The 22313-nt window shown below is 68.9% G+C and carries 25 protein-coding genes and 1 tRNA gene; 22 read left to right on the forward strand and 4 right to left on the reverse strand.

Features of this window, described 5'->3' with window-relative positions:
• The first annotated feature begins 71 nt into the window (after nt 1-71).
• Genes B0I32_RS26385 through B0I32_RS26395 form a run of 3 tightly spaced genes read left to right on the forward strand, consistent with a single transcriptional unit; the run spans nt 72 to nt 3181 of the window.
• Nucleotides 72-1343 carry an extracellular solute-binding protein gene (locus B0I32_RS26385; protein WP_245956030.1) on the forward strand — a complete coding sequence of 424 codons (1272 nt, stop codon included), beginning with the start codon at nt 72-74 and terminating at the stop codon, nt 1341-1343.
• A 60-nt stretch (nt 1344-1403) separates the two neighbouring features.
• Nucleotides 1404-2288, forward strand: coding sequence for a carbohydrate ABC transporter permease (locus tag B0I32_RS26390; RefSeq protein WP_245956031.1), 885 nt, complete (start codon nt 1404-1406; stop codon nt 2286-2288).
• The gene (locus B0I32_RS26395) at nt 2288-3181 is read left to right on the forward strand and encodes a carbohydrate ABC transporter permease (RefSeq protein WP_245956032.1); all 894 of its coding nucleotides are present in this window, start codon (nt 2288-2290) and stop codon (nt 3179-3181) included. The genes B0I32_RS26390 and B0I32_RS26395 overlap by 1 nt, the downstream gene beginning before the upstream one ends.
• Before the next feature lie 43 nt (nt 3182-3224).
• Here the strand turns inward: B0I32_RS26395 and B0I32_RS26400 are convergent, their stop codons facing one another.
• On the reverse strand, nt 3225-3971 hold the full coding sequence (locus B0I32_RS26400) for a class I SAM-dependent methyltransferase (RefSeq protein WP_106244309.1): 747 nt from the start codon (nt 3969-3971) through the stop codon (nt 3225-3227).
• A gap of 124 nt (nt 3972-4095) precedes the next feature.
• On the opposite strand from B0I32_RS26400, the gene B0I32_RS26405 reads away from it, so the two are divergent.
• Nucleotides 4096-4635, forward strand: coding sequence for an RNA polymerase sigma factor (locus B0I32_RS26405; RefSeq protein ID WP_106244311.1), 540 nt, complete (start codon nt 4096-4098; stop codon nt 4633-4635).
• Nucleotides 4622-5515 carry a hypothetical protein gene (locus tag B0I32_RS26410; protein ID WP_106244312.1) on the forward strand — a complete coding sequence of 298 codons (894 nt, stop codon included), beginning with the start codon at nt 4622-4624 and terminating at the stop codon, nt 5513-5515. Before B0I32_RS26405 ends, B0I32_RS26410 begins: the two co-directional genes overlap by 14 nt.
• Here B0I32_RS26410 and B0I32_RS26415 read toward each other — a convergent pair.
• The gene (locus tag B0I32_RS26415) at nt 5504-6526 is read right to left on the reverse strand and encodes an adenosine deaminase (protein ID WP_106244398.1); all 1023 of its coding nucleotides are present in this window, start codon (nt 6524-6526) and stop codon (nt 5504-5506) included. The two genes, B0I32_RS26410 and B0I32_RS26415, sit on opposite strands and share 12 nt — an antisense overlap.
• A 198-nt stretch (nt 6527-6724) precedes the next feature.
• On the opposite strand from B0I32_RS26415, the gene B0I32_RS26420 reads away from it, so the two are divergent.
• Nucleotides 6725-7438: a hypothetical protein gene (locus B0I32_RS26420; RefSeq protein WP_106244314.1), complete on the forward strand. Its 714-nt coding sequence runs from the start codon at nt 6725-6727 to the stop codon at nt 7436-7438.
• 44 nt (nt 7439-7482) lie between these two features.
• A complete protein-coding gene (locus tag B0I32_RS26425; RefSeq protein WP_106244315.1) occupies nt 7483-7983 on the forward strand; it encodes a hypothetical protein in 501 nt (166 codons plus the stop codon).
• 97 nt (nt 7984-8080) lie between these two features.
• Here the strand turns inward: B0I32_RS26425 and B0I32_RS26430 are convergent, their stop codons facing one another.
• Nucleotides 8081-9289, reverse strand: coding sequence for a pyridoxal phosphate-dependent aminotransferase (locus B0I32_RS26430; RefSeq protein WP_106244317.1), 1209 nt, complete (start codon nt 9287-9289; stop codon nt 8081-8083).
• A 168-nt stretch (nt 9290-9457) separates the two neighbouring features.
• Between B0I32_RS26430 and B0I32_RS26435 the strand changes: the two genes are divergently transcribed.
• From B0I32_RS26435 to rplL, 10 genes are all read left to right on the forward strand, one after another.
• Nucleotides 9458-9530: transfer RNA gene (locus tag B0I32_RS26435), tRNA-Trp, on the forward strand.
• Between the two features lie 77 nt (nt 9531-9607).
• Nucleotides 9608-9853, forward strand: coding sequence for a preprotein translocase subunit SecE (secE, locus tag B0I32_RS26440; protein ID WP_181307797.1), 246 nt, complete (start codon nt 9608-9610; stop codon nt 9851-9853).
• A 67-nt stretch (nt 9854-9920) separates the two neighbouring features.
• Nucleotides 9921-10691, forward strand: coding sequence for a transcription termination/antitermination protein NusG (gene nusG / locus B0I32_RS26445; protein WP_106244320.1), 771 nt, complete (start codon nt 9921-9923; stop codon nt 10689-10691).
• A 118-nt stretch (nt 10692-10809) separates the two neighbouring features.
• The gene (gene rplK / locus B0I32_RS26450) at nt 10810-11241 is read left to right on the forward strand and encodes a 50S ribosomal protein L11 (RefSeq protein ID WP_106244322.1); all 432 of its coding nucleotides are present in this window, start codon (nt 10810-10812) and stop codon (nt 11239-11241) included.
• 65 nt (nt 11242-11306) lie between these two features.
• Entirely contained in the window at nt 11307-12026 is a 720-nt protein-coding gene (gene rplA / locus B0I32_RS26455) for a 50S ribosomal protein L1 (RefSeq protein WP_106244324.1), read from the forward strand.
• Nucleotides 12027-12481: 455 nt separating this feature from the next.
• Entirely contained in the window at nt 12482-12982 is a 501-nt protein-coding gene (locus B0I32_RS26460; RefSeq protein ID WP_106244325.1) for a SigE family RNA polymerase sigma factor, read from the forward strand.
• Nucleotides 12979-13977 (forward strand): hypothetical protein, encoded by a 999-nt coding sequence (locus B0I32_RS26465; RefSeq protein ID WP_146178330.1) that lies wholly within the window; start codon nt 12979-12981, stop codon nt 13975-13977. The genes B0I32_RS26460 and B0I32_RS26465 overlap by 4 nt, the downstream gene beginning before the upstream one ends.
• 181 nt (nt 13978-14158) lie before the next feature.
• Nucleotides 14159-14983 carry an SCO4651 family lipoprotein gene (locus tag B0I32_RS26470; protein ID WP_245956033.1) on the forward strand — a complete coding sequence of 275 codons (825 nt, stop codon included), beginning with the start codon at nt 14159-14161 and terminating at the stop codon, nt 14981-14983.
• A gap of 240 nt (nt 14984-15223) precedes the next feature.
• Nucleotides 15224-15748, forward strand: coding sequence for a 50S ribosomal protein L10 (gene rplJ / locus B0I32_RS26475; RefSeq protein ID WP_106244329.1), 525 nt, complete (start codon nt 15224-15226; stop codon nt 15746-15748).
• Between the two features lie 71 nt (nt 15749-15819).
• Nucleotides 15820-16212: a 50S ribosomal protein L7/L12 gene (gene rplL / locus B0I32_RS26480; protein WP_106244331.1), complete on the forward strand. Its 393-nt coding sequence runs from the start codon at nt 15820-15822 to the stop codon at nt 16210-16212.
• 155 nt (nt 16213-16367) lie between these two features.
• Here the strand turns inward: rplL and B0I32_RS26485 are convergent, their stop codons facing one another.
• The gene (locus tag B0I32_RS26485; protein ID WP_219912019.1) at nt 16368-16760 is read right to left on the reverse strand and encodes a nuclear transport factor 2 family protein; all 393 of its coding nucleotides are present in this window, start codon (nt 16758-16760) and stop codon (nt 16368-16370) included.
• A gap of 87 nt (nt 16761-16847) precedes the next feature.
• Between B0I32_RS26485 and B0I32_RS26490 the strand changes: the two genes are divergently transcribed.
• From B0I32_RS26490 to rpoB, 5 genes are all read left to right on the forward strand, one after another.
• A complete protein-coding gene (locus B0I32_RS26490; RefSeq protein ID WP_106244335.1) occupies nt 16848-17471 on the forward strand; it encodes a TetR/AcrR family transcriptional regulator in 624 nt (207 codons plus the stop codon).
• A 122-nt stretch (nt 17472-17593) separates the two neighbouring features.
• On the forward strand, nt 17594-18595 hold the full coding sequence (locus B0I32_RS26495) for an ABC transporter ATP-binding protein (RefSeq protein ID WP_106244337.1): 1002 nt from the start codon (nt 17594-17596) through the stop codon (nt 18593-18595).
• Between the two features lie 295 nt (nt 18596-18890).
• Nucleotides 18891-19391: a hypothetical protein gene (locus tag B0I32_RS26500; RefSeq protein ID WP_106244402.1), complete on the forward strand. Its 501-nt coding sequence runs from the start codon at nt 18891-18893 to the stop codon at nt 19389-19391.
• Nucleotides 19388-19885, forward strand: coding sequence for a hypothetical protein (locus B0I32_RS26505; protein WP_245956034.1), 498 nt, complete (start codon nt 19388-19390; stop codon nt 19883-19885). The genes B0I32_RS26500 and B0I32_RS26505 overlap by 4 nt, the downstream gene beginning before the upstream one ends.
• A 446-nt stretch (nt 19886-20331) precedes the next feature.
• Nucleotides 20332-22313 (forward strand): DNA-directed RNA polymerase subunit beta (rpoB, locus tag B0I32_RS26510; protein ID WP_106244339.1); only part of this gene is annotated, 1982 nt, incomplete at its 3' end.

Consider the following 22313-nt stretch of genomic DNA (forward strand, 5'->3'; position numbering starts at 1 on the left):
TCCCCCTGGGCTGGGTCCGCCGGCTGGTACGGACCAGCTCGGCCCGGCCCGACGAGAAGGCGGTATCTCCAGTGAACATCAAGCTTGTGAGCGGCGCCGCTCTCGGCCTTGCCACGATGCTGGTCCTGTCCAGTTGCGGCTCTGGCGGCTCCGGCGGAGGCGACGACACCCAGGCGTCCGGCGGCGGTGCGGTCACGCTGAAGATGGTCGCGGCCGACTACGGCGACGGCCCCGGCAAGCCGAACTCCGGTGAGACGTTCTGGAAGGGCGTCGTGGACGAGTTCCAGGCGGCCAACCCGAACATCAAGGTCGAGGTCCAGGTCATCAACTGGAACGACATCGACAAGCAGGTCGCCACCATGATCCAGAACGGTCAGGTGCCCGACATCCTGCAGACCGGCGACTACTCCGGCTTCGTCGCCGACAAGCTCCTCTACAAGGTGGACGAGGTCCTGTCGCCGAACGTCTCCGGCGACATGCTGCAGAAGTTCGCCGACTTCGGCAAGGTCGACGGCGCCGCGTACGGCATCCCGTTCGTCTCCTCAGCCCGCGCCCTGTTCTACAACAAGGACCTCTTCGAGAAGGCCGGCATCGCCGAGCCGCCGAAGACGTGGGACGAGCTCAAGGCCGCCGCCGAGAAGCTGAAGGGCGCCGGCGTGACGCAGCCGTTCGGCCTGCCGCTCGGCCAGGAGGAGGCCCAGGCCGAGTCCTTCCTGTGGATGCTGGGCAACGGCGGCGGCTACAAGGACGCCTCCGGCAAGTGGTCGATCAACTCCCCGCAGAACGTCGAGACGTTCACGTACGTGAAGGGCCTGGTCGACGCCGGGCTGACCACCCCCAACCCGGGCACCAAGGACCGCAAGACGGTCTGGGAGGACTTCGGCGCGGGCAAGGTCGGCATGGTCAACGGCGGCCCCATGTCCATCCCGATCTTCGACGCGGCCGGCCTGAAGAACTACGGCGTCGCGCCCATCCCCGGCAAGGCCGGACCGCTCGACACCACGCTCGGCGTCATGGACTGGATCATGGCGTTCAACAAGAACGGCCACGCCGCCGAGATCAAGAAGTTCTTCGACTTCTTCTACACCGGCAACGCCGCCCAGAAGATCTCCGACACCTACAAGCTGCTGCCCGTCACCAACGGCGGCATCGAGAAGCTGTCGAGCGACGAGAAGCTCAAGCCGTTCCTCGACGCGCTGCCCAACGCCAGCTTCTACCCCTTCCAGGACCCCAAGTGGGCCGAGGTGAACCCCGCCATCAAGCAGACCATCGGCGGCGCCGTCAAGGACGACCCCGCCAAGGTCCTCGGTGAGCTGCAGAAGACCGCCGAAGCGGCCGGCTGATCCAGCGGGACGCGGATACGGCCGGCACTCGCCGGCCGTATCGTCGTGGAAAGGTGTCTGATGAGAAGGTTGCGCGCCCTGGAGCCCCTCGCCTGGGTCGGGCCCGCCATCGTCCTGATCGCCCTCGTCGTGCTCTGGCCCGTGATCGAGATGATCAGGTCCTCGTTCCTGGAGATCAGCCGGCTCGGCGTGGAACGCGGCTACACCGGCTTCGCCAACTACGAGAAGCTGTTCGGCGAGAAGGACTTCGCCGACATCATGGTCCGCAGCGTGATCTGGGTCGTCGCCGTCGTGGTGCTCACCGTGCTGCTCTCGCTGGCCCTGGCCCAGCTGTTCAACCAGCGCTTCCCGCTGCGCAAGGTGGCCCGCTGGGCGCTCATCGCGCCGTGGGCCGCGTCGGTGCTCATGACCGCGATCATCTTCAAGTGGATGCTCGACCCCGAGGTCGGCGTGATCAACCAGATCCGGCTGAAACTCGGGTGGATCGACGCCATGGGCGGAGCCGCCGCCGACCAGCTCGGTGACGCCTCCACCGCGATGCCGTGGCTGGTCTTCGTCGCGGTGTTCGTGTCGGTGCCGTTCACCACGTACGCGCTGCTGGCCGGGCTCGCGACGATCCCCGCCGACGTGTACGAGGCCGCCCGGATGGACGGAGCCGGACGCCTGCGGACGTACTGGTCGATCACGCTGCCGCTGCTGCGCCCCGCGCTCACCGTGGCCGCGCTGATCAACGTCATGAACGTCTTCAACAGCTTCCCGATCATCTGGGCCATGACGCACGGCCAGCCCGGCTACTCCACGGCCACGTCGACGATCCTCATGTACATCCTCAAGGGATCCGACATCGGCGAATCGGCCGCCATGTCCGTCGTCAACTTCGGCATGGTGATCGTGCTGACCGTGATCTTCCTGCGGGTGTCGCGGTGGAACAAGGAGGTGACGTGATGGCCGTCAAGACCATGCCGTCGCAGACCAGGCCACACCATCACGCCCGCGCCGGCCGGGGCGGCGGCGCGGCCCGCGCCATGCCCAGGCTCAAGACGGTCCTCGTCGCGGGCACCGCCTACGTCGTCTCGCTGCTGTTCCTGTTCCCGTACGTGGTCATGCTGCTGACCTCGCTGCGCTCCCAGGACTCGCTGCGCGAGGTGACGTTCTGGCCGCGTGAGTGGATCTGGTCGAACCTGGCCGACTTCTGGGGCACCGGCCTGGCCGTCAACCTCTGGGTCACCATCAAGGTGGCGGCCGGCTCGACCGTGCTCGTGCTGCTGGTGGCTCTGCCCGCCGCGTACTACTCGGCCCGGCACCAGTTCAAGGGACGCACCGCGTTCCTGGTGCTCGTGCTGATCACGCAGATGTTCCAGCCCACGGCCATGGTCGTCGGCATCTACCGCGAGTTCTTCCAGTTCGGGCTGGTGGACTCGATCTGGGCGCTGATCCTGGTCAACGGCGGGTTCAACCTGGCGTTCGCCGTGTGGATCCTGAACGCGTACTTCTCCTCCATCCCGCGCGAGCTGGAGGAGGCCGCCTTCATCGACGGCAACGGGCGCTTCGGCGCGATGTTCCGGATCACGCTGCCGCTGGCCATGCCCGGCGTCATCACCGCGCTGATCTTCACGTTCATCGCCGCGTGGAACGAGTTCGTGGTCGCCCTGACCCTGACCACGACCACGGCCAACCAGCCGCTTCCCGTGGCGCTCAACTCGTTCATCGGGCAGTACCAGGTGGACTGGCAGAACCTGTTCGCCGGCTCGGTGATCGCCACCATCCCGGTGATCATCCTGTTCGCCCTGATCGAGCGGAAGGTGGTCGGCGGCCTGACCGCCGGCTCCATCAAGTAGACCGTCCGGCCGCCCCGGTGACCCCTGGGCGCGGCCGGGCGGTTCAGTCCTGCTTGGGTACGGGGACGCGGGCCACGCAGAACACCGTCTGGCCGAACGGCGGCGTGATGAACCGCTCGATGAAGCGCGTCGTCGGCACCACCGTGCGGTCGTAGATCTTGACCAGCCGCGGGTCCGGATAGCCCACGCCGCCCCGGCGCACCGCCGCCCACCAGGCGATGCCGCCCAGGAAGTTGATCGGCTTGAGCACCTCGACGTCCAGCCCCGCCTTGGCCACCGTGGTGCCGAGCGTCTTGGGCGTGTAGCGCTGGACGTGACCCACCTTGCGGTCGAAGTCACCGTAAAGCTGCGGATAGCCGGGCACCCAGATGATGATCCGCCCGCCCGGCTGCGTGACGCGCGCCAGCGAACGCAGCGCCTCGGCGTCCTCCTCGATGTGCTCCAGCACGTTCATCATGACGACGGTGTCGACCTTGTCGTCCAGCGGGATGTCCGTCGGCAGGCCGAACTGCAGCACGCTGATGTCGTCGCGGTCGGCGAAGCGCTTCTCCAACTGCTCGACGCAGTAGGGGTCGAAGTCGCTCACGACCAGGCGGTCGAGGCGCGGCATGAACTGCTCGGCGAAGTGGCCCAGCCCCGAGCCGATCTCCAGCATCGAGCGGCCGACATGCGGGGCGACCATGTCGAACTCGTACTGCCGGTAGTTCTTGGCCTCGTCCCCACCCAGGTGGTTCTCCAGGGCCTCGTCACCGGCCGCCGGTTGCACTACACGGTCATACCCAGAAGACATATTCCCGTTCCTTCAAGGGGCTCATGGATTGCCCGAGTCTAATGCCCCGCATCGTCATGAGGATGACACGATCAGCGAAACGCCCTTCCCCAAGTGCCCGGGATGCGGTGGAATCTGACTCGTCATGGACGACGACGAGGCGGTCACGCGCTCGCTCGACGGTGACCTGGCCGCCTACGAGGTGCTGGTCGCCCGCTACAGCGCGCTCGCGCACCGCACCGCCGCCATGCTCGGGGCGGGTGACGAGGCGGAGGACGTCGTCCAGGAGGCTTTCGTCAAGGCGTTCCGGCACCTGCCGGGCTTCCGCAGGGACGCGCCGTTCCGGCCGTGGCTGCTGCGCATCGTGGCCAACGAGACCCACAACCTGACCCGCTCCCGCGGGCGGCGCTCCGACCTGGCGCTGCGCCTCGCCGCCGGCGCCGATCCGGTCGCGCCCGACGACCCCGAGGGCGCCGCCGTGGCCGGCGACCGGCGCTCGCGGCTGCTGGCCGCCGTACGCCGGCTGCCGGAACGGGAACGTCAGGCGGTCGTCTGCCGGTACTTCTTACAGCTGAGCGAGGCGGAGACCGCGCAGGTGCTCGACTGGCCGGTCGGCACCGTCAAGTCCAGCACGCACCGGGGGCTGGCCCGGCTGAGGGAGGAGGTGGGCGGTGAACTCGCGTGAACCCTTCGACGACCTGGAGGCCGAACTCGTGGCGCTCGGCGACCTCCTCGACACGCCCGCGCCACCACCACCCGCCGACGTCGCCGCCGCCGTCCGCGCCCGCCTGGAACAGCCCGGCCCGGCAGTCACGGACCCCACCACCGGCACCTCTGCCGATCCCGGCATCTCGGTCGGCCACGGACCCGGCCTGCACTCCGAGCTCGGTCCCGAGTCCGGCTCGGGGCCCGACGACGGTCCCGATCCGGCGCACGGGCCCATTGCCGTGCCTGTACGGCCGCACTCCCGGGTGCCTGGCCGGCGGGGTCGGCGGTGGGCGGTCATGGCGGCCGTGGTCGCCGTCGTCATCGCCGTCACGGCCGCCACCCCCCAGGGGCGCGCCGCCGTGGCGTACATCCTCCGCTTCGCCGGCATCGAGCTGCGGGTCGGTGACACCCCGCCGCCGCCCGTCACCACCACGGCCGGGCTCCCGGGCGAGCACACCGTGCCGCCGTCCGCCGTCGCGGGCCAGGCGCGCTTCCCGGTCAGGACCCCCGCGGCCCTCGGCCCCCCGCAGCGCGTGACGGTCGCCGACGGCGGCCGGGTGGTGTCCATGTTCTGGCCGGACGGCGTCCGCCTGGACCAGTTCGACGGCGCCATGGACCCGTACTTCTTCAAGAAGCTCGGCCCGCCCTACCCCGACCACGTCCTGGTCGGCGGGCGCTCCGCCTGGTGGCTCCCCGGCGCGCACCCCCTCGGCTACATCCGCCGCCAGGACGGCACCGAGGTCCCGCTCCGCCAGGCCGCCCCCACGCTCGTCTGGCAGCAGGGCACGCTCAACTACCGCCTGGAGGGCGCGGCGGACAAGGAGGAGGCCGTCCGCGTCGCCGAGTCACTCCGGTGACGACGTCAGCCAGTCGTCCACACCCTTGAGCAGCTCCTTGCGCACCGTCTCGGGGGCGGTGGAGGAGCGTACGGACTGGCGGGCCAGCTCGGCCACCTCCGCGTCGCCGAACCCGTAGACGTCCCTGGCCAGCTCGTACTGCCGCAGCAGCCGCGTGCCGAACAGCAGCGGGTCGTCGGAGCCCAGCGCGATCGGCACCCCCGCGTCGAACAGCCGGCGCAGCGGCACGTCGGCGGCCCGCTCGACCACCCCCAGGCCCACGTTGGAGGTGGGACAGATCTCGCAGCAGATCTGCCGGTCGGCCAGCCGCCGCATCAGCCAGTCGTCCTCGGCCGCGCGCACCCCGTGGCCGACCCGGTCGGCGCCCAGGTCGTCCACGCACTGCGCGACGCTGCGCGGCCCCATCAGCTCGCCGCCGTGGGGCATGGCCAGCAGCCCGCCGCGCTTGGCGATCCTGAACGCCCGCTCGAAGTCCCTGGCCTGGCTGCGCCGCTCGTCGTTGGACAGCCCGAAGCCGACCACACCCTTGTCGGTGTACTGGACGGCCAGCCGGGCCAGCGTGTTCGCGTCGAGCGGATGACGGGTCCTGTTCGCCGCCACGATCACCGCGATCCCGATCCCCGCGTGCGCCGACGCCTGGCGTACCGCGTCCAGCATCAGCTCCAGCGTGGCCGTCAGCCCGCCGAAACGCTGGGCGTACCCCGACGGGTCCACCTGGATCTCCAGCCACCGCGACCCGGCCGCCACCTCGTCCTCGGCCGCCTCACGCAGGAGCCGGTAGACGTGCTCGGGACGGGTCAGCACGGACCTGGCGATGTCGTACAGACGCTGGAACCTGAACCAGCCCCGCTCGTCGGTCGCCCGCAACTTCGGCGGCCAGTCCTGCTCCAGCGCGTCGGGCAGATGCAGCCCCTGGTCCCTGGCCAGCTCGATCAGCGTCGAATGCCGCATCGAGCCGGTGAAGTGCAGGTGGAGATGGGCCTTGGGAAGTGCGTGCAGGGGCCGTGGCATCTGCATATCTTGCCACTCAACCTCCAGGCGGGTCGGCGCGTTGGGGAGGGCGGGGCGACGCCGCACGACGCCGAGGACCTGGTCCAGCACACGCTGGGAGATCGACGGCGAGGCCGAGTCGCGCAGGATCGCTGAGGGCGTACGTCCCGACCGGCCGAACGTACGGTAGGGAGCGCTCGGGCGGGGGATCATGGGGGGATGATCCCCGAGGGACACGAGCTCGGCCAGGGCGCCCGCGCGGCTCTCGCGGGGCTGGCGCTGGGCGTGACGGCCCTCATCATCTACGGGCTGTTCTCCTCGGGGTTCGGCCGCCCGCCCCGCCTGGCCCTGCCCACCCCGCGCCCCGCCCCCGCCCTGCCTCCCGAGCCCGCGCCGGCCTCCGACCCCGCGCCTGCCTCCGAGCCTGTGGCCGGACCGGCTTCCGGAGTCGCGTCCGGCGCTTCGGCGCCCGGACCGGCGGCTACCGGCCCAGGCTCCGAGCGGCCGGCCGCCGCGGGGGCCGTGGGGCCGCGGCCGGTCAGGGCGCTCGCGGTGGTCTCCGGCGATCTGTGGCTCACCCACCTGCCCTCGGACCTCGAACGCGCCGCCGGCGGCGTCCTCGCGCGGCGGCCCGGGGTCGAGAGCGGGGCCTGGGCCAGGTTCGGCGGCGCGGGCCGGTTCGTCGAGGTCCAGGTCGAACGGGGTACGGTCGCCGCCGGCTGGGACCGCTACCGCACCCGCGTCGCCGTGCGGGCCGCCCGTGCCGTCACCGTGCGCGGCAGGCCGGCCCTGGTCGGCAGGCATCCCGCCGGCGGCCGGGTGATCGTCTGGCTCGAACGTCCTGGCATGGGTGCGTGGGTCCGGGTCAGCGATTCGCTCAGTGACGATCTCCTCGCTATTGCCGCCTCCGTTCAGGCTCGTGTAGGAGACTAGGAGCCCTTTCCCCCGGTAATCCGCTCACGTCAAAGGGGAGGTCGATGCGGCGGCTGGCAGCGGTGCTCCTCATGTTCACGCTGACGGCGTGCGGCGTCGGCGGCGACCCCACGCCGCCGCTGCAGGCGACCCTGCCCCCGCCCAAGCCGGTCATCACCCGCAAGAACATGGCCTCGCTGTCCTGCGACGACACCAAGGTGCACGTGCCCGCCGAGATCCCCGGCCTCGACGACGCCGGCAAGTTCGCCCGTCTCGACTCGCTCAGGCAGCGGCTCAAGGTGCGCGGCCGGATCTGGCGCGAGGACGACGAGCGCGTGTACGTCGGCGTGGTGTGCGGGGTGCAGACGGCCGAGCGGTTCTCCACGCTGGTGGCCAGGTCGACGCTGACCCTGTACCAGGGCAAACCGGCGCTGCGCTGGATCACGCGTACGGGCATGCGCAACTTCATGTGGCTGGAGCGGCCGGGCACCGCCGTCTACATCGGCGCGACGCCCGGCCTGGCCACGGAGATCAGGCTGATCGCCGCCGACATCACCGCGGCCTGACCCGCCCCTGCCACCACCGCTTCCACCCACGGCCCCGATCAGACCAGAACCGCTCGAACCGACCCTCATCAGTCCGCGCGAACCGGCACTGATCGGATCAGCGAGCCTCGGACAGCAGCTTGCTCAGCCGGCTGACGCCCTCGACCAGGTCCTCGTCACCCAGCGCGTAGGACAGCCGGAAGTAACCCGGCGTGCCGAAGGCCTCGCCCGGCACCACGGCCACCTCGGCCTCCTCCAGGATCAGCTCCGCCAGCTCCGCGGACGACTGAGGCCGCCGACCGCGCAGTTCCTTGCCGATCAGCTCCTTGACCGAGGGATATGCGTAGAACGCCCCCTTCGGTTCCGGGCACAACACGCCCGGGATCTCGTTCAGCATCCGCACCATCGTCTGACGCCGCCGGTCGAACGCCTCGCGCATTTCCGCCACCGCCGACAGGTCGCCGGAGACCGCCGCCAGCGCGGCGATCTGCGCCACGTTGGAGACGTTGGAGGTGGCGTGCGACTGCAGGTTGGTCGCGGCCTTGACCACGTCGGACGGACCGATCAGCCAGCCCACGCGCCAGCCGGTCATCGCGTACGTCTTCGCCACGCCGTTGAGGATCACGACCTTGTCGCCCAGCTCGGGAACGGCGGTGGCGATGCTGGTGAACTCGGCGTCGCCGTAGATCAGGTGCTCGTAGATCTCGTCGGTGACCACCCAAAGGCCGTGCTCCGCCGCCCAGCGGCCGATCGCGATCGTCTGCTCGCGCGAGTAGACGGCGCCCGTCGGGTTGGACGGCGAGACGAACAGCAGCGCCTTCGTCCGCTCGGTGCGGGCCGCCTCCAGCTGCTCGACGTCCGCCAGGTAGCCGGTGGACTCGTCGGTCACCACGTCCACCTGGACGCCCCCGGCCAGCTTGATCGCCTCGGGGTAGGTCGTCCAGTAGGGGGCCACGACGAGGACCTCGTCGCCCGGGTCGAGCAGCGTCGCGAACGCCTGGTAGACCGCCTGCTTGCCGCCGTTGGTGACGAGCACCTGCGCGGGCTCGGCCGCGTAACCGGAGTCGCGCAGGGTCTTGGCCGCGATCGCCTTCTTCAGCTCGGGCAGCCCGCCGGCCGGCGTGTACTTGTGGAAGCGCGGGTCGCGGGCCGCCTCGATCGCCGCCTCGACGATGTAGCCGGGCGTCGGGAAGTCGGGCTCGCCGGCGCCGAAGCCGATGACGGGCCGGCCCTCGGCCTTCATCGCCTTCGCCTTGGCGTCCACGGCGAGCGTGGCGGACTCGGAAATCGCGGAAATTCTCGCGGAGATGCGGGGTCGGGTGGACATGTATTCATGTTCCCACGCGGCCCACACGCGGGCGTGACCTGGGCGATCAGGTTTTGGTTCGACGTACCCGGCAATCACCCGTATGCTTTCGCCTGGTCCTTCCGCCGCATGTCGGCGAGCGGTTCGGTCCAGGCAGTGAGTCGATCAGGGTAGTCTGGTCAACGACATAGGGCACTGGCGCAATTGGTAGCGCACCGGTCTCCAAAACCGGCGGTTGGGGGTTCGAGTCCCTCGTGCCCTGCGAGTGCGGTCCGCGCAATGCTTGGCGTGTAAGCGCGCCGCATTACTGCGTTGGATACGACGGATCAGGTGAGGACTGTGGCGATCGACACGCGCGGCGAGACCGCAGACAAGCCTAGTGGCGACAAGAAGGCGCGCACGACTCCTGCCCTCTTCTACCGGCAGGTCGTCAACGAGCTTCGTAAGGTCATCTGGCCGACACGCAAGGATCTCATCACCTACACCACGGTCGTTCTGATATTCGTTCTGATCATGGTTGCGATCGTGTACGGGCTCGACAGCGCCCTGGGATGGGCGGTCCTCCGCGTCTTCGGCGGATCCTGACCGAGACTCCGGCGGTGGTCGCCTGACGGGGTCGCCATTCGATTACCACGAAAGAGGAAGAGTCACCGTGTCCGAGTCTTCAATTCCGGCTGACGGGTCCCGCGACGAGTGGGGCGACGAGCTGGAAGAGGCCACTGAGGAGTCCGCCGAGGCGGCTCTGGAAGAGGCCGAGGTCGAGGAGAGCGACGAGGAGGCGGCCGAGGTCGAGGCTTCCACCGTCGACGACGACGGTGAGGAACTTCCCGAGGTCGACCCGGTCGAGGAGTTCAAGAGCTCGCTGCGCGGGCAGCCCGGCGAGTGGTACGTCATCCACTCCTACGCCGGTTACGAGAACCGGGTGAAGTCCAACATCGAGAGCCGCAACGTCTCGCTCAACATGGAGGACTACATCTACCAGGTCGAGGTGCCCACGCACACCGTCCAGGAGTTCAAGAGCGGCAAGAAGGTCCCGGTCAAGGAGCGGGTGCTGCCCGGCTACGTGCTGGTGCGCATGGAGCTGACCGACGAGTCCTGGGCCGCCGTGCGCAACACGCCCGGTGTGACCGGCTTCGTGGGCCTGTCCAACAAGCCGAGCCCGCTCAGCCTCGACGAGGTCGCCAAGCTGCTGGCGCCCGAGCCGACCGAAGAGGCCAAGAAGGCCACCACCAAGGCCTCCGCGGGCCCCACGGTCGAGTTCGAGATCGGTGAGTCCGTCACCGTCATGGACGGCCCGTTCGCGACGCTGCCCGCCTCGGTGAGCGAGATCAGCCCCGAGTCGCAGAAGCTCAAGGTGCTCGTGTCGATCTTCGGCCGCGAGACCCCGGTGGAGCTCTCGTTCAACCAGGTCTCGAAGATCTGAGACGATCACATACACTTAGACGTTCGGCTGGCCGCCTCACGCGAAGGGCGGCCTCCGACATGTCAGGGGCGCACCCGCGACCCTGACGGCATCGCAATCAGGACCCGGAGAAGGACTAATGCCTCCGAAGAAGAAGATCGCCGCACTGGTGAAGGTCCAGCTTCCCGCTGGACAGGCCACCCCGGCGCCGCCCGTCGGTACCGCCCTCGGTCCCCACGGCGTCAACATCATGGACTTCGTCAAGCAGTACAACGCTGCGACGGAGGCCCAGCGGGGCAACATCATCCCCGTTGAGATCACCATTTTCGAAGACCGCAGCTTCACCTTCATCACGAAGACGCCGCCGGCGCCCGAGCTGATCAAGAAGGCCCTGGGTCTCGACAAGGGCAGCGCGGTCCCGCACCGCGACAAGGTCGGCAAGCTGAGCCGCGAGCAGCTGCGCAGCATCGCCGAGACGAAGATGCCCGACCTCAACGCCAACGACATCGAGGCGGCCGAGAAGATCATCGCCGGCACCGCCCGGTCGATGGGCATCACCGTCGCCGACTGAGACCTTTCCCCGTAGTCGTGGGAGGGCCGGCACCGCGATCGGCCCGGACACCACAAGGAGTCAACATGCAGCGCAGCAAGGCGCACAAAGACGCGACCGCCAAGGTCGACCGCGACAAGCTCTACACGCCCGTCGAGGCCGCGAAGCTGGCCAAGGAGACGTCGACCACCAAGTTCGACGCCACCGTCGAGGTCGCCCTCCGGCTCGGCGTCGACCCTCGCAAGGCCGACCAGATCGTGCGCGGCACGGTCAACCTTCCGCACGGCACCGGTAAGACCGCCCGGGTCCTGGTCTTCGCGACCGGTGACCGTGCTGAGGCGGCCCGCGAGGCGGGCGCCGACATCGTCGGCGCCGACGAGCTGATCGACGAGATCTCCAAGGGCAACCGGCTCAACGAGTTCGACGCCGTGGTGGCCACGCCGGACCTGATGGGCAAGGTCGGCCGCCTGGGCCGCGTCCTCGGCCCGCGCGGTCTCATGCCCAACCCCAAGACCGGCACCGTGACGCCCGACGTCGCCAAGGCCGTGACGGAGATCAAGGGCGGCAAGATCGAGTTCCGCACCGACCGGCAGGCCAACCTGCACTTCATCATCGGCAAGACGTCGTTCGGCGAGCGCCAGCTCATCGAGAACTACGCCGCCGCCCTCGACGAGGTGCTCCGTCTCAAGCCGTCGGCCGCCAAGGGCCGCTACCTGAAGAAGGTCACCTTCTCCACGACGATGGGCCCGGGCGTCCCGGTCGACCCCAACGTCACCCGCGGCCTCACGGCCGAGCTGGAGAGCTGACCGCTCCCCGCAGAGCTTCACCACGCCCCCGTCCGGTGCTTCCGGGCGGGGGCGTTCTGCGTCCCTCACCCTGTCCGAGGCTGACCGGCCTGTTCGGCCTGTACGGGGCTGACCGGCATGACGGGCGCGAAGGCCTGCGCCGAGTCGCCGCCGGACGACCGGGCCGCCACTGTCGGCTGTGCCTTCGTCCGGAGCTCTCCGGGGGGAGAGAGACCGGCCGTCGCCCCCGATGGGCTGCCGGACGGCGGTGTCGCCGTTGCGGACGCCGGTCGTCCGCGGTGGGTCGCCGGAAGGCCGTGTCGGCGGGTCGTAGGCGATGGGCTTGCGAGGGCGGTCGTGCGGGGCGTTCGTGAGGGCGTCCTGAGCGGGGTGACGTAACTCGTTCGCGGGGCTGTCAACCGAATGTGCGGGCCGGCCGGTAGTCATCGCTGGAGTCGATGAGACGGAGATGACTGATGGACGACGGGTTCGCCGAGTACGTGGCGCACCGCCATTTACGGCTGTGCCGGATGGCGTACCTCCTGACCCGGGACTGGGGTACGGCCGAGGATCTGGTGCAGACGGCGCTGGCCAAGGCATGGGTGGCCTGGCGGCGGATCGACGGCAATCCCGATCCGTACGTGTATCGGATCATCGTGAACACCCACGCCTCGTGGTGGCGGCGGCTGTGGCGGGGTGAGGTGCCGGTCGAGACCTTTCCCGAGACTGCCGATCCGCGCGATCAGACCGCCGTGGCGGACGACCGGGCGGCGCTGTGGAACGCCATCGGCGCCCTGTCGCCACGTCAGCGGGCGGTGATCGTCCTGCACTACTTCGAGGGGCGGACGCTCGCCCAGGTCGCCGAGATCGTCGGCTGCTCACTGGGCGCGGTCAAGAGCCAGCTCGGCAGGGCCCTGACCCGTCTCAGGGTCGACCCGGACATCCGCACGATGCACCTGGAGGAGTCGCAGCGATGAGGGAGACAAGGGAGACGGGGGAGCCGGGGATGAGGCGTACGGAGAGCGGCCTGCGCGCGTTGCTGGAGGAGCGTGCCGGCGACGGGGCCGGTGCGGAACCGAGCCCGCACCTCGACCGGATCATCCGGCGGGGCCGCCGGACGCGGGCGACCAGGCGAGCGCTGAGCGTCGGAGCGGCGCTGGCGGTCACTGCCACCGCCACCGCCGCCGTCCTGCTGGCGGGCTCCATCACGGGCACGGGTCCCGTCCGTCCGGATGAACCGGCCGTGGTGGCTCGGCAACCCGACTCCGCGCAGGTCGAGACGGGCCCAGAACTCCCCGAGACCTTCCCCGTCGTCCTCGGAGCCAAGAGGTACTCCATTCCCCTCCTGCACGCCGAGCGCTTCGCCACGACGGGCGTGGGCAGGACGGTGACGTTCACCCCGACGAGCACCGACACCGGCTTCAAGGTGGTCTGCGGCGACCCGAACGCCTGGTTCGTCCTCTCGGGCCCGGTCAAGGGCGGCGAACTAAGCGGCACGGCCGGGCGGTGCGGGAACGGAGGAGGGGGGCATCACGACCATCTCTCCGCGCCCACCGGATGGCTCAAGGGCCCCCAGAAGATACAGGTGTGGGTCTTCCCCCCGGACGCGCCCGTCGTCGAGGTCGCCGAGGAGCTCGGCCGCTGCCTGCCGGTCCCGGCTTCGGCGCCGTGCGACGAGGGGGCGGCCGGGCGTGCGCTCTTCCGCAAGGACGTGCGCGAACGGCTCTTGGCGAAGGTGAGCGAGCAGCCTGGCACGTGGGCGGTCGGCGTGTACGACCACCCGCCCGCCGGCACCTCCGCGACCACCACTGGCCCGTCCCCGACTGACGGTTCGTCCGAGACCACGGATTCGTCCGTGTCCGCTGGATCGTCCGCTGGATCGTCCGCTGGATCGTCCGCGACCTCAGACCCGTCCGTGACCTCAGACCTGTCCGTGACCTCAGACCCGCCCGCGACCAACGGCCGTCCGTGATCTCGTGGGCGAATCGCGGGGATTCGCCGGATCCGTACGGCGACGCGATCTTGCAGGTGAGGGTGGCTGCGACGGGGAATGTGTGGAAAGTGTGCGGGGCGTGTGAGGGATAACCCTGGGTTTTCCCTTATTTGTGAGGGGAAGACGCCCCGGCGAGAGCACTTAAACGTAAGGTCAAAACATGCTGAAGCGCACGATAAGTATGACCGCGGCCGGAGCCGCGCTCGTCGTAGCCGCGGTCGCCGGTTGTGGATCGAACGCGCAGCCCATCCAGGTCAACCTGGCCGCCTCCGAGGTGCTCGCGCAGGCCGCGCAGAAGACGTCGGATGTCACCAGTTACACGGTCGACGCCGTGGTGAACCTCTCGCACGCGCAGGAGGGCGACGGCAAGGTGCAGGGCCGCATGCTCTACCAGAGCAAGCCCGAGCTGGCCGTCGACCTCACGCTGGACACCGTCGACATGGGCGGGCGCAGCGTTCCGGGTGGCGTGCGGGCGGTGCTGCAGGGCGACACCGTCTACGTCAAGGTCGAGGCGCTGAAGGAGCTCCTGGGCGGCACCAAGCCGTGGATCAAGGTCTCGCTGAGCGAGATGGGCGGCGACTCGGCCCAGGTGAGTCAGTACCTCACCCAGATCCAGCAGTTCGACCTCGGCAACATGACCAAGCTCGTCACGGCCTCGCAGGACGTCAAGTCCGTCGGGACCGAGAGCGTCAACAACGAGGACACGACCCACTACAGCGGGACGTTCCCCGTCGACGCGGCCGTGCAGCAGCTGCCGGCCGACAAGCAGGAGCAGGCCCGTGAAGGTCTGGCCGAGCTGAAGGACGTCAAGTTCGACATCTGGGTGGCCGCCGACGGGCTGCCGCGCAAGCTCGCGCTGAACGGCTCCAAGGAGGGCGCCACGCTCGACGCCACCCTGTTCTTCAAGGACTTCAACAAGGCCGTCAACATCCAGACGCCGCCCGCCGACCAGGTCGGAGAGCTGCCCAAGGGTACGAACAACTGAGAACGATTTGGAAACTCGGCGGCCAGCGCGTAGTCTGGTCGTTGCCGAAGACCGCCGGTCGTCGTCAGGTGCCTCAAAGCCTGGCGACCGAAGGATCCACATTCTGTGGACGGCCCGCGCAGGTGTGATACGAGTTTCCCACGTGGAGTGATCCGTGTGTGTGAAGCCCCGTGCGCCCTGCGCCCGGGGCTGTTCTCATTTCTGGGGCCCTTCGCCGGTGGCACATCTGGAAGGAGGCCCATGGCGAGGGCGGATAAGGCGACAGCGGTTGCCGAGCTCAAGCGTGAGTTCGAAGGCAGCGCCGCCGCCGTTCTGACCGAGTACCGCGGTCTCACCGTCGCGCAGCTCAAGGAGCTGCGCACCTCTCTCGGTGGGAATGCGAAGTTCGCCGTGGCGAAGAACACCCTGACCAAGATCGCGGCCAATGAGGCCGGTCTTGCGGGCCTCGACGGCCTGCTCGCCGGTCCGACCGCGATCGCCTTCGTCAACGGTGACGTTGTCGAGGCGGCCAAGGGCCTGCGTGACTTCGCCAAGGCCAATCCCCTTCTGGTGATCAAGGGCGGCGTCCTCGACGGCAAGACGCTCGACGCCACCGAGATCACCAAGCTCGCCGACCTCGAGTCCCGCGAGGTTCTCCTCGCGAAGCTGGCCGGTGCCATGAAGGCCAAGCAGAGCGCCGCCGCCGCGGTGTTCGCCGCTCTGCCCACGCAGATGGCCCAGCTGGCCGACGCCCTTCGTGCCAAGCGCGAAGAGTCCGGCGAGTAACACGGGGGTTGCCGCACATACCGCGGTCCCGTTCCTAGTTTTCTGCAAGTCCTAAACGTAAGGAAGACATCATGGCGAAGCTCAGCACCGACGAGCTGCTCGACGCTTTCAAGGAGATGACCCTCCTTGAGCTGTCCGAGTTCGTGAAGCAGTTCGAAGAGGTCTTCGACGTCAAGGCCGCCGCCCCCGTCGCGGTCGCCGCCGCCCCCGCCGCCGGTGGCGGTGGCGAGGCCGCCGCGGTCGAGGAGCAGGACGAGTTCGACGTCATCCTCGAGGCCGCCGGCGACAAGAAGATCCAGGTCATCAAGGAGATCCGCGCCCTCACGTCCCTGGGCCTCAAGGAGGCCAAGGACCTGGTGGACGGTGCTCCGAAGGCCGTCTTCGACGGCAAGGTCAACAAGGAGCAGGCGGAGAAGGCCAAGGAGGCCCTCGAGGGCGCCGGCGCCACCGTCACCGTGAAGTAACTTCCCCTTCGCTTCACGCAAAAAGCTCTTCGGAAAGAGGCGGACACACCCTGGTGCCGGGTGTGCCGCCTCTTTTCGCGTTCGCGGGCAGGTCCAGCTTTCGCGGGCAGGTCCAGCGTTCTCCGGCGGGTCCAGCGTTCCGGCACGTTCGGCGTTCAGCTCGCGGCGGCGCGGACCCGGGCGATGGCGCTGGTGTCCATGTAGTCCCTGGCGTGCGTGATCCGCCCGTCCCTGATCCTGAGCACCAGCAGGCCGGGGACGGTGACCAGCTGTCCGCCCGCCGTGACGTGCGCGTCCTGCTCCACCACCACGATCTCAGGGTCCTCGGTACGGTGCAGCGCCACCCGCCGCACCTCCCTGGCCTCGAACGGCGCGGCGCCCCACATCGCGCGGTATCCGGCGCGCACCGCCTCGCGCCCCTCGAAGGGCGGCAGCCCGCCGAACGGGAACTCGTGCAGCCCGTCCTCCGCGTACAGGTCGGCCAGCTCGTCGGCCGACTTGTGCAGCATGGCCGCGTGGTAGCCGGTGACGATCTCCTCGATGGACATGACGAACCCCATTCCGCTCAACAGGCGTTGACTCAACGAGCGTAGAGCGAATCGGAAGGTTCGGTCAACGCGGGTAGAGTCAGGGCCGTGAGCGAGCGACCGCTGCCGCGGGCCGAGCGGCGGCGCAGGACGGAAGGCCGGATCCTCGACGCCGCCAGGTCGCTCTTCGCCGAGGTCGGCTACGAGCGCGCCACCATCAGGGGCGTCGCCAGGGCGGCGGAGGTCGATCCCGCCCTCGTGATGCAGTACTTCGGCAGCAAGCAGGAGCTCTTCCAGCGCGCCGTACGCGTCACGCCGGTTGCCGCCGGGGAACGGGACGCCGAAGGGGTGGTCGAGGAGCTGCTCGGCACGCTCTCCGTCAAGATGGGGGAGCTGCCCCAGAGCTCCCTGGCCATGATGCGTTCCATGCTGACCCATCCCGAGGCCGCCGTGTCGGCGCGCGAGGTGCTGGGCGGGCAGATCGACCGCCTCGCCGCGGCGACGCCCGGCGCGGACGCGCGGCTGCGCGCGGCGCTGATGACGCTGGTCATGCTGGGCGTCACGGTGGGGCACCAGCTCCTGGAGCTGGACGAGCTGCGCGACGTGCCGCGCGAGGAGATCGCCCGCCTGCTGCGCCCCGCCCTGCGCGCGCTCGCCGGACAGGACGCCGGACAGGACCCAGGACAGGACCCAGGACAGGGCTCAGGTCAGGACGCCGGGCAGGACGGCTGATAACCGCCCGGTAACAAGCTATTGGATGGCGGTCCAATGCGCCGCGACGCCGTTACGGTGAGGGCAGCGCCGAAGCCTGGCGCGTGATCCCCCGGACACCCCTTGCGGTCGGGAAGGTGACAGTGGGCGTCGAGGTCGTGGTCGATGGGCTGACCAAGTCGTTCGGTCGGCAGGTCATCTGGGAGGACGTCTCGCTGACGCTGCCCGCGGGCGAGATCTCGGTGCTGCTCGGCCCGTCGGGCACCGGCAAGTCGGTCTTCCTCAAGACGCTCGTGGGCCTGCTGCGGCCGGACCGCGGCCACATCTGGATCGACGGCTACGACCTGGCCAACTGCAGGGAGGACAAGCTCTACGAGCTGCGCCGCCTGTTCGGCGTGCTGTTCCAGGACGGCGCGCTGTTCGGCTCGCTCAACCTGTACGACAACATCGCCTTCCCGCTGCGCGAGCACACCAGGAAGAGCGAGTCCCAGATCCGCCAGATCGTGATGGAGAAGGTGGAGCTGGTCGGCCTGCGCGGCGCGGAGACCAAGCTGCCGGGGGAGATCTCGGGCGGCATGCGCAAGCGGGCGGGGCTGGCCAGGGCGCTGGTGCTGGAGCCGGAGATCATCCTGTTCGACGAGCCCGACTCGGGTCTCGACCCGGTGCGCACGGCGCTGCTCAACCAGCTCATCGTGGACCTGAACGCCGAGATCGAGGCCACGTTCCTGATCGTCACCCACGACATCAACACCGCCCGTACGGTGCCCGACGACATCGGGATGTTGTTCCGCAGGGAGCTGGTCATGTTCGGCCCCCGCGAGATGCTGCTGTCCAGCGACGAGCCGGCGGTGCGGCAGTTCCTGAACGCCAGGAAGCACGGCCCCATCGGCATGTCGGAGGAGAAGGACGTCTCCGAGCTGGAGGCCGAGGCGCAGCTGGGGCACGACCCCGGGGCGCTGCCGCCGATCCCGCCGCAGCTCATGCCGAGCGGGAACCGGATCCGCCGCACGCAGAAGCCGCCGGGCACCTGGCTGGCGGCCAACGGCGTGATCCCGCCGCAGGGCTCGTTCGTGGACGAGCGCGGCCGCAACTGGCTGGAGGAGTACCCCCGCCTCCTCAACGCCCACCTCCACGGAATCGGCTGAACGGGCGCCGGGTGTCGTCCTGGAGTCATGAGGGCCTGTAAGGCGCTCAGCGGGCCTCTGAGGGCCGTCTGGAGGCATTCGCGGGAAATCCGACGGCCTTGCCCGATTCCCCCGGGGAAAGCCTTCGGAGCTTCTGAGGAGCCCGAGGGCGTGCGCCGCCTCCATCAGACCGCCTGCCTCCACCCAGACCGCCTGCGTCGATTCGCGGACTTCGCGAGCGGGTGTCGCGTTATGATCCGGCACGCGACCGGGCCAGGAGTTCCGGCGCACGACCGGCCGGGAGGAGGTGGGCACCATGGCGGGACTCGCCGTCCGGCCCGCCCGCATCCTGATCGCGGCGCTCAGCGGGATACTGGCGGCCCTCGTCGGCACCGGCGTGTGGATCGCCGCCCAGGCGCGCGACGAGCAGGGCAGGGCGGGTGACAGGCAGGCGGCGCTGCTCGCGGCGGGCGTACACGCCAAGAACCTGGTCTCGCTCGACTACCGGACGGTGCGGGACGACCTGCGGCGCATCGTCGACAGCTCGACGGGGCCGGCCAGGGCCGAGTACACCGCGACCGCCGCCAAGCTCGAGTCCACCACGGTCGGGAACAAGGTCGTGCAGCACGGCGTGCTGCGCGCGACCGGCCTGGTCTCGATGACCGCGACCACGGCCAGGGTGCTGGTGGTGGCCGACGTGGAGATCCGCTGGGACGGCTCGAAGAGCGCGCCGCAGGACCGGTACTACCGCTGGCAGATGGACCTGAGCAAGGTCGGCGGGCTGTGGCTGGTGTCGAAGGTGGTGCAGGTGACGTGAGGCTCGTCACGATCGTGCTGCTGGGCGCCCTCGTCCTCGTGTCGGGGGTGATGGTGCCGACCATGTGGTTCAACCTGAGCGACCTGCGCGCGGCGGAGGCGGCCGCGGCGCAGGCGAAGGTCGCGGCGGAGAAGGTCGCGCCCGATCTGCTCTCGTACGACTACCGGACGGTGGAGGAGGATCTGGCCCGGGCGGGGACGTTCACCACGGGCGATCTGACCGAGCACTACAAGGAGCTGAGCAAGAGCCTGGCGTCCCGCGCCAAGGCGCAGAAGATCGTGCAGACCGTGGACGTCACGAACGTGGGAGTCGAGCGCGCCGAGCCCGATCGGGTAGAGGTTCTGCTCTTCATGAACACTGGTACGGTCAAGGAGATCCCTGGTAAAGAAGGGCTCCAGCGGGAGTCCACCCAGAATCGGGCAAGGTTCGTCATGGTGCGGCAGGAGTCGCGCTGGCTGGTGGCCGGCCTGTCCACCCTCCTGGGTACGGCATGAGGGCCCCAGAGATCGCTGGCGCGTCGCTTCCTTCAATTGTTACCAAAAATCAGGTTTAGCGAAGCCTTTGTCGGGGGTATCCCAGTCACTGCAACACCGGTTGTCGGCATGGGTTCGGCCCCCGGGGTGACAGAGCGTTAACCGCCCCCGTTCGCGGGTATCGTCTTGGGCCTGGCGGTAGGCGATCAGTCACACAGGGGAGAAAACCCAGCGTCCGGGCCCTGAGTCGGCTAAAAGTCGGGCTTGTGGGCTTGACGTTTCCGCCTGAACGGGCGATGCTGCGACCAACGTGGAGCATGCAGCGAGGGTGAAGTGGACAGGCGTGTGCCGTTCGGCTACACTGCCCCTTTGCGCTGCCCTTTGACGACCCGTGATGCTTGCTCACGTTGCGAGGTTGTCTGGCGTGCGTGTAGTCAGTCCGCCGCGAGCCCTCGGAAGGACATCTGTTGGCAGCCTCGCGCAACGCCTCCGCCGTACCCGCTGGTCCCCGTCGCGTCTCTTTTTCGCGCATCCAGGAGCCCCTCGAAGTTCCTGATCTTCTGGCCCTGCAGACCGAGTCTTTCGACTGGCTGCTCGGCAACGAGAAGTGGAAGGCCCGGGTAGAGGCGGCTCGCCAGGCCGGGCGCAAGGACGTCCCGACCCAGTCGGGCCTCGAAGAGATCTTCGAAGAGATCAGTCCCATCGAGGACTTCTCGGGGACCATGTCCTTGTCGTTCCGCGACCACCGGTTCGAGCCGCCCAAGTACTCCGTAGACGAGTGCAAAGACAAGGACATGACCTTCTCCGCCCCGATGTTCGTGACGGCGGAGTTCATCAATAACACCACCGGTGAGATCAAGAGCCAGACGGTGTTCATGGGCGACTTCCCGCTCATGACGCCGAAGGGCACGTTCATCATCAACGGCACCGAGCGTGTCGTGGTCTCGCAGCTGGTCCGTTCGCCCGGTGTCTACTTCGAACGCAATGTCGACAAGACCTCGGACAAGGACCTCTACGGCTGCAAGGTCATCCCCTCGCGGGGTGCCTGGCTGGAGTTCGAGATCGACAAGCGCGACAGCGTCGGTGTCCGCATCGACCGCAAGCGCAAGCAGGCCGTCACCGTGCTTCTCAAGGCACTGGGCTGGACCAACGAGAAGATCCTCGAGCGCTTCGGCCAGTACGAGTCGATGCGGGCCACCCTGGAGAAGGACCACACGGCCGGCCAGGACGACGCCCTGCTCGACATCTACCGCAAGCTGCGGCCCGGTGAGCCGCCGACCAAGGAGTCGGCGCAGACCCTGCTGGAGAACCTCTACTTCAACCCCAAGCGGTACGACCTCGCCAAGGTCGGCCGCTACAAGATCAACAAGAAGCTCGGCGTCGACGCCGAGATCACGCACGGCACCCTGACCGAGGACGACATCGTCGCCACCATCGAGTACATCGTCCGCCTGCACGCGGGCGAGGAGTCGATGCCGGGCGCCGGTGACCGTGAGGTCATCGTCGAGGTGGACGACATCGACCACTTCGGCAACCGCCGCCTGCGCAGCGTCGGCGAGCTCATCCAGAACCAGGTCCGTCTCGGCCTGGCCCGGATGGAGCGCGTCGTGCGCGAGCGGATGACGACTCAGGACGTCGAGGCGATCACGCCGCAGACCCTGATCAACATCCGCCCGGTCGTGGCCTCCATCAAGGAGTTCTTCGGCACCTCGCAGCTGTCGCAGTTCATGGACCAGACCAACCCGCTGGCCGGCCTGACGCACAAGCGGCGTCTGTCCGCGCTGGGTCCCGGTGGTCTGTCCCGTGAGCGGGCCGGCTTCGAGGTCCGAGACGTGCACCCGTCCCACTACGGCCGGATGTGCCCGATCGAGACCCCTGAAGGCCCCAACATCGGCCTGATCGGCTCGCTGGCCTCCTACGGCCGGATCAACGCCTTCGGCTTCGTCGAGACGCCCTACCGCAAGGTCGTCGACGGCAAGGTGACCGACCAGATCGACTACCTGACCGCCGACGAGGAAGACCGCTACGTCAAGGCGCAGGCCAACACGACGCTCAACGCCGACGGCTCGTTCGCCGACTCGCGCGTCCTGGTCCGCACCAAGGGCGGTGAGACCGAGCTCGCCCGTGCCGAGGAAGTCGACTACATCGACGTGTCGCCGCGCCAGATGGTGTCGGTCGCCACCGCGATGATCCCCTTCCTGGAGCACGACGACGCCAACCGCGCGCTCATGGGCTCCAACATGCAGCGCCAGTCGGTGCCGCTGCTCAAGAGCGAGGCGCCGCTGGTCGGCACCGGCATGGAATACCGTGCCGCGACCGACGCCGGCGACGTCATCAGCGCCGAGAAGGCCGGTGTGGTGGAGGAGGTCTCCGCCGACTACATCACCGTGATGAACGACGACGGCACGCGGACGACGTACCGGGTGGCCAAGTTCAAGCGCTCCAACCA

Origin of the sequence: Nonomuraea fuscirosea (genome assembly GCF_003001935.1) — a bacterium.
Taxonomy (GTDB): domain Bacteria; phylum Actinomycetota; class Actinomycetes; order Streptosporangiales; family Streptosporangiaceae; genus Nonomuraea; species Nonomuraea fuscirosea.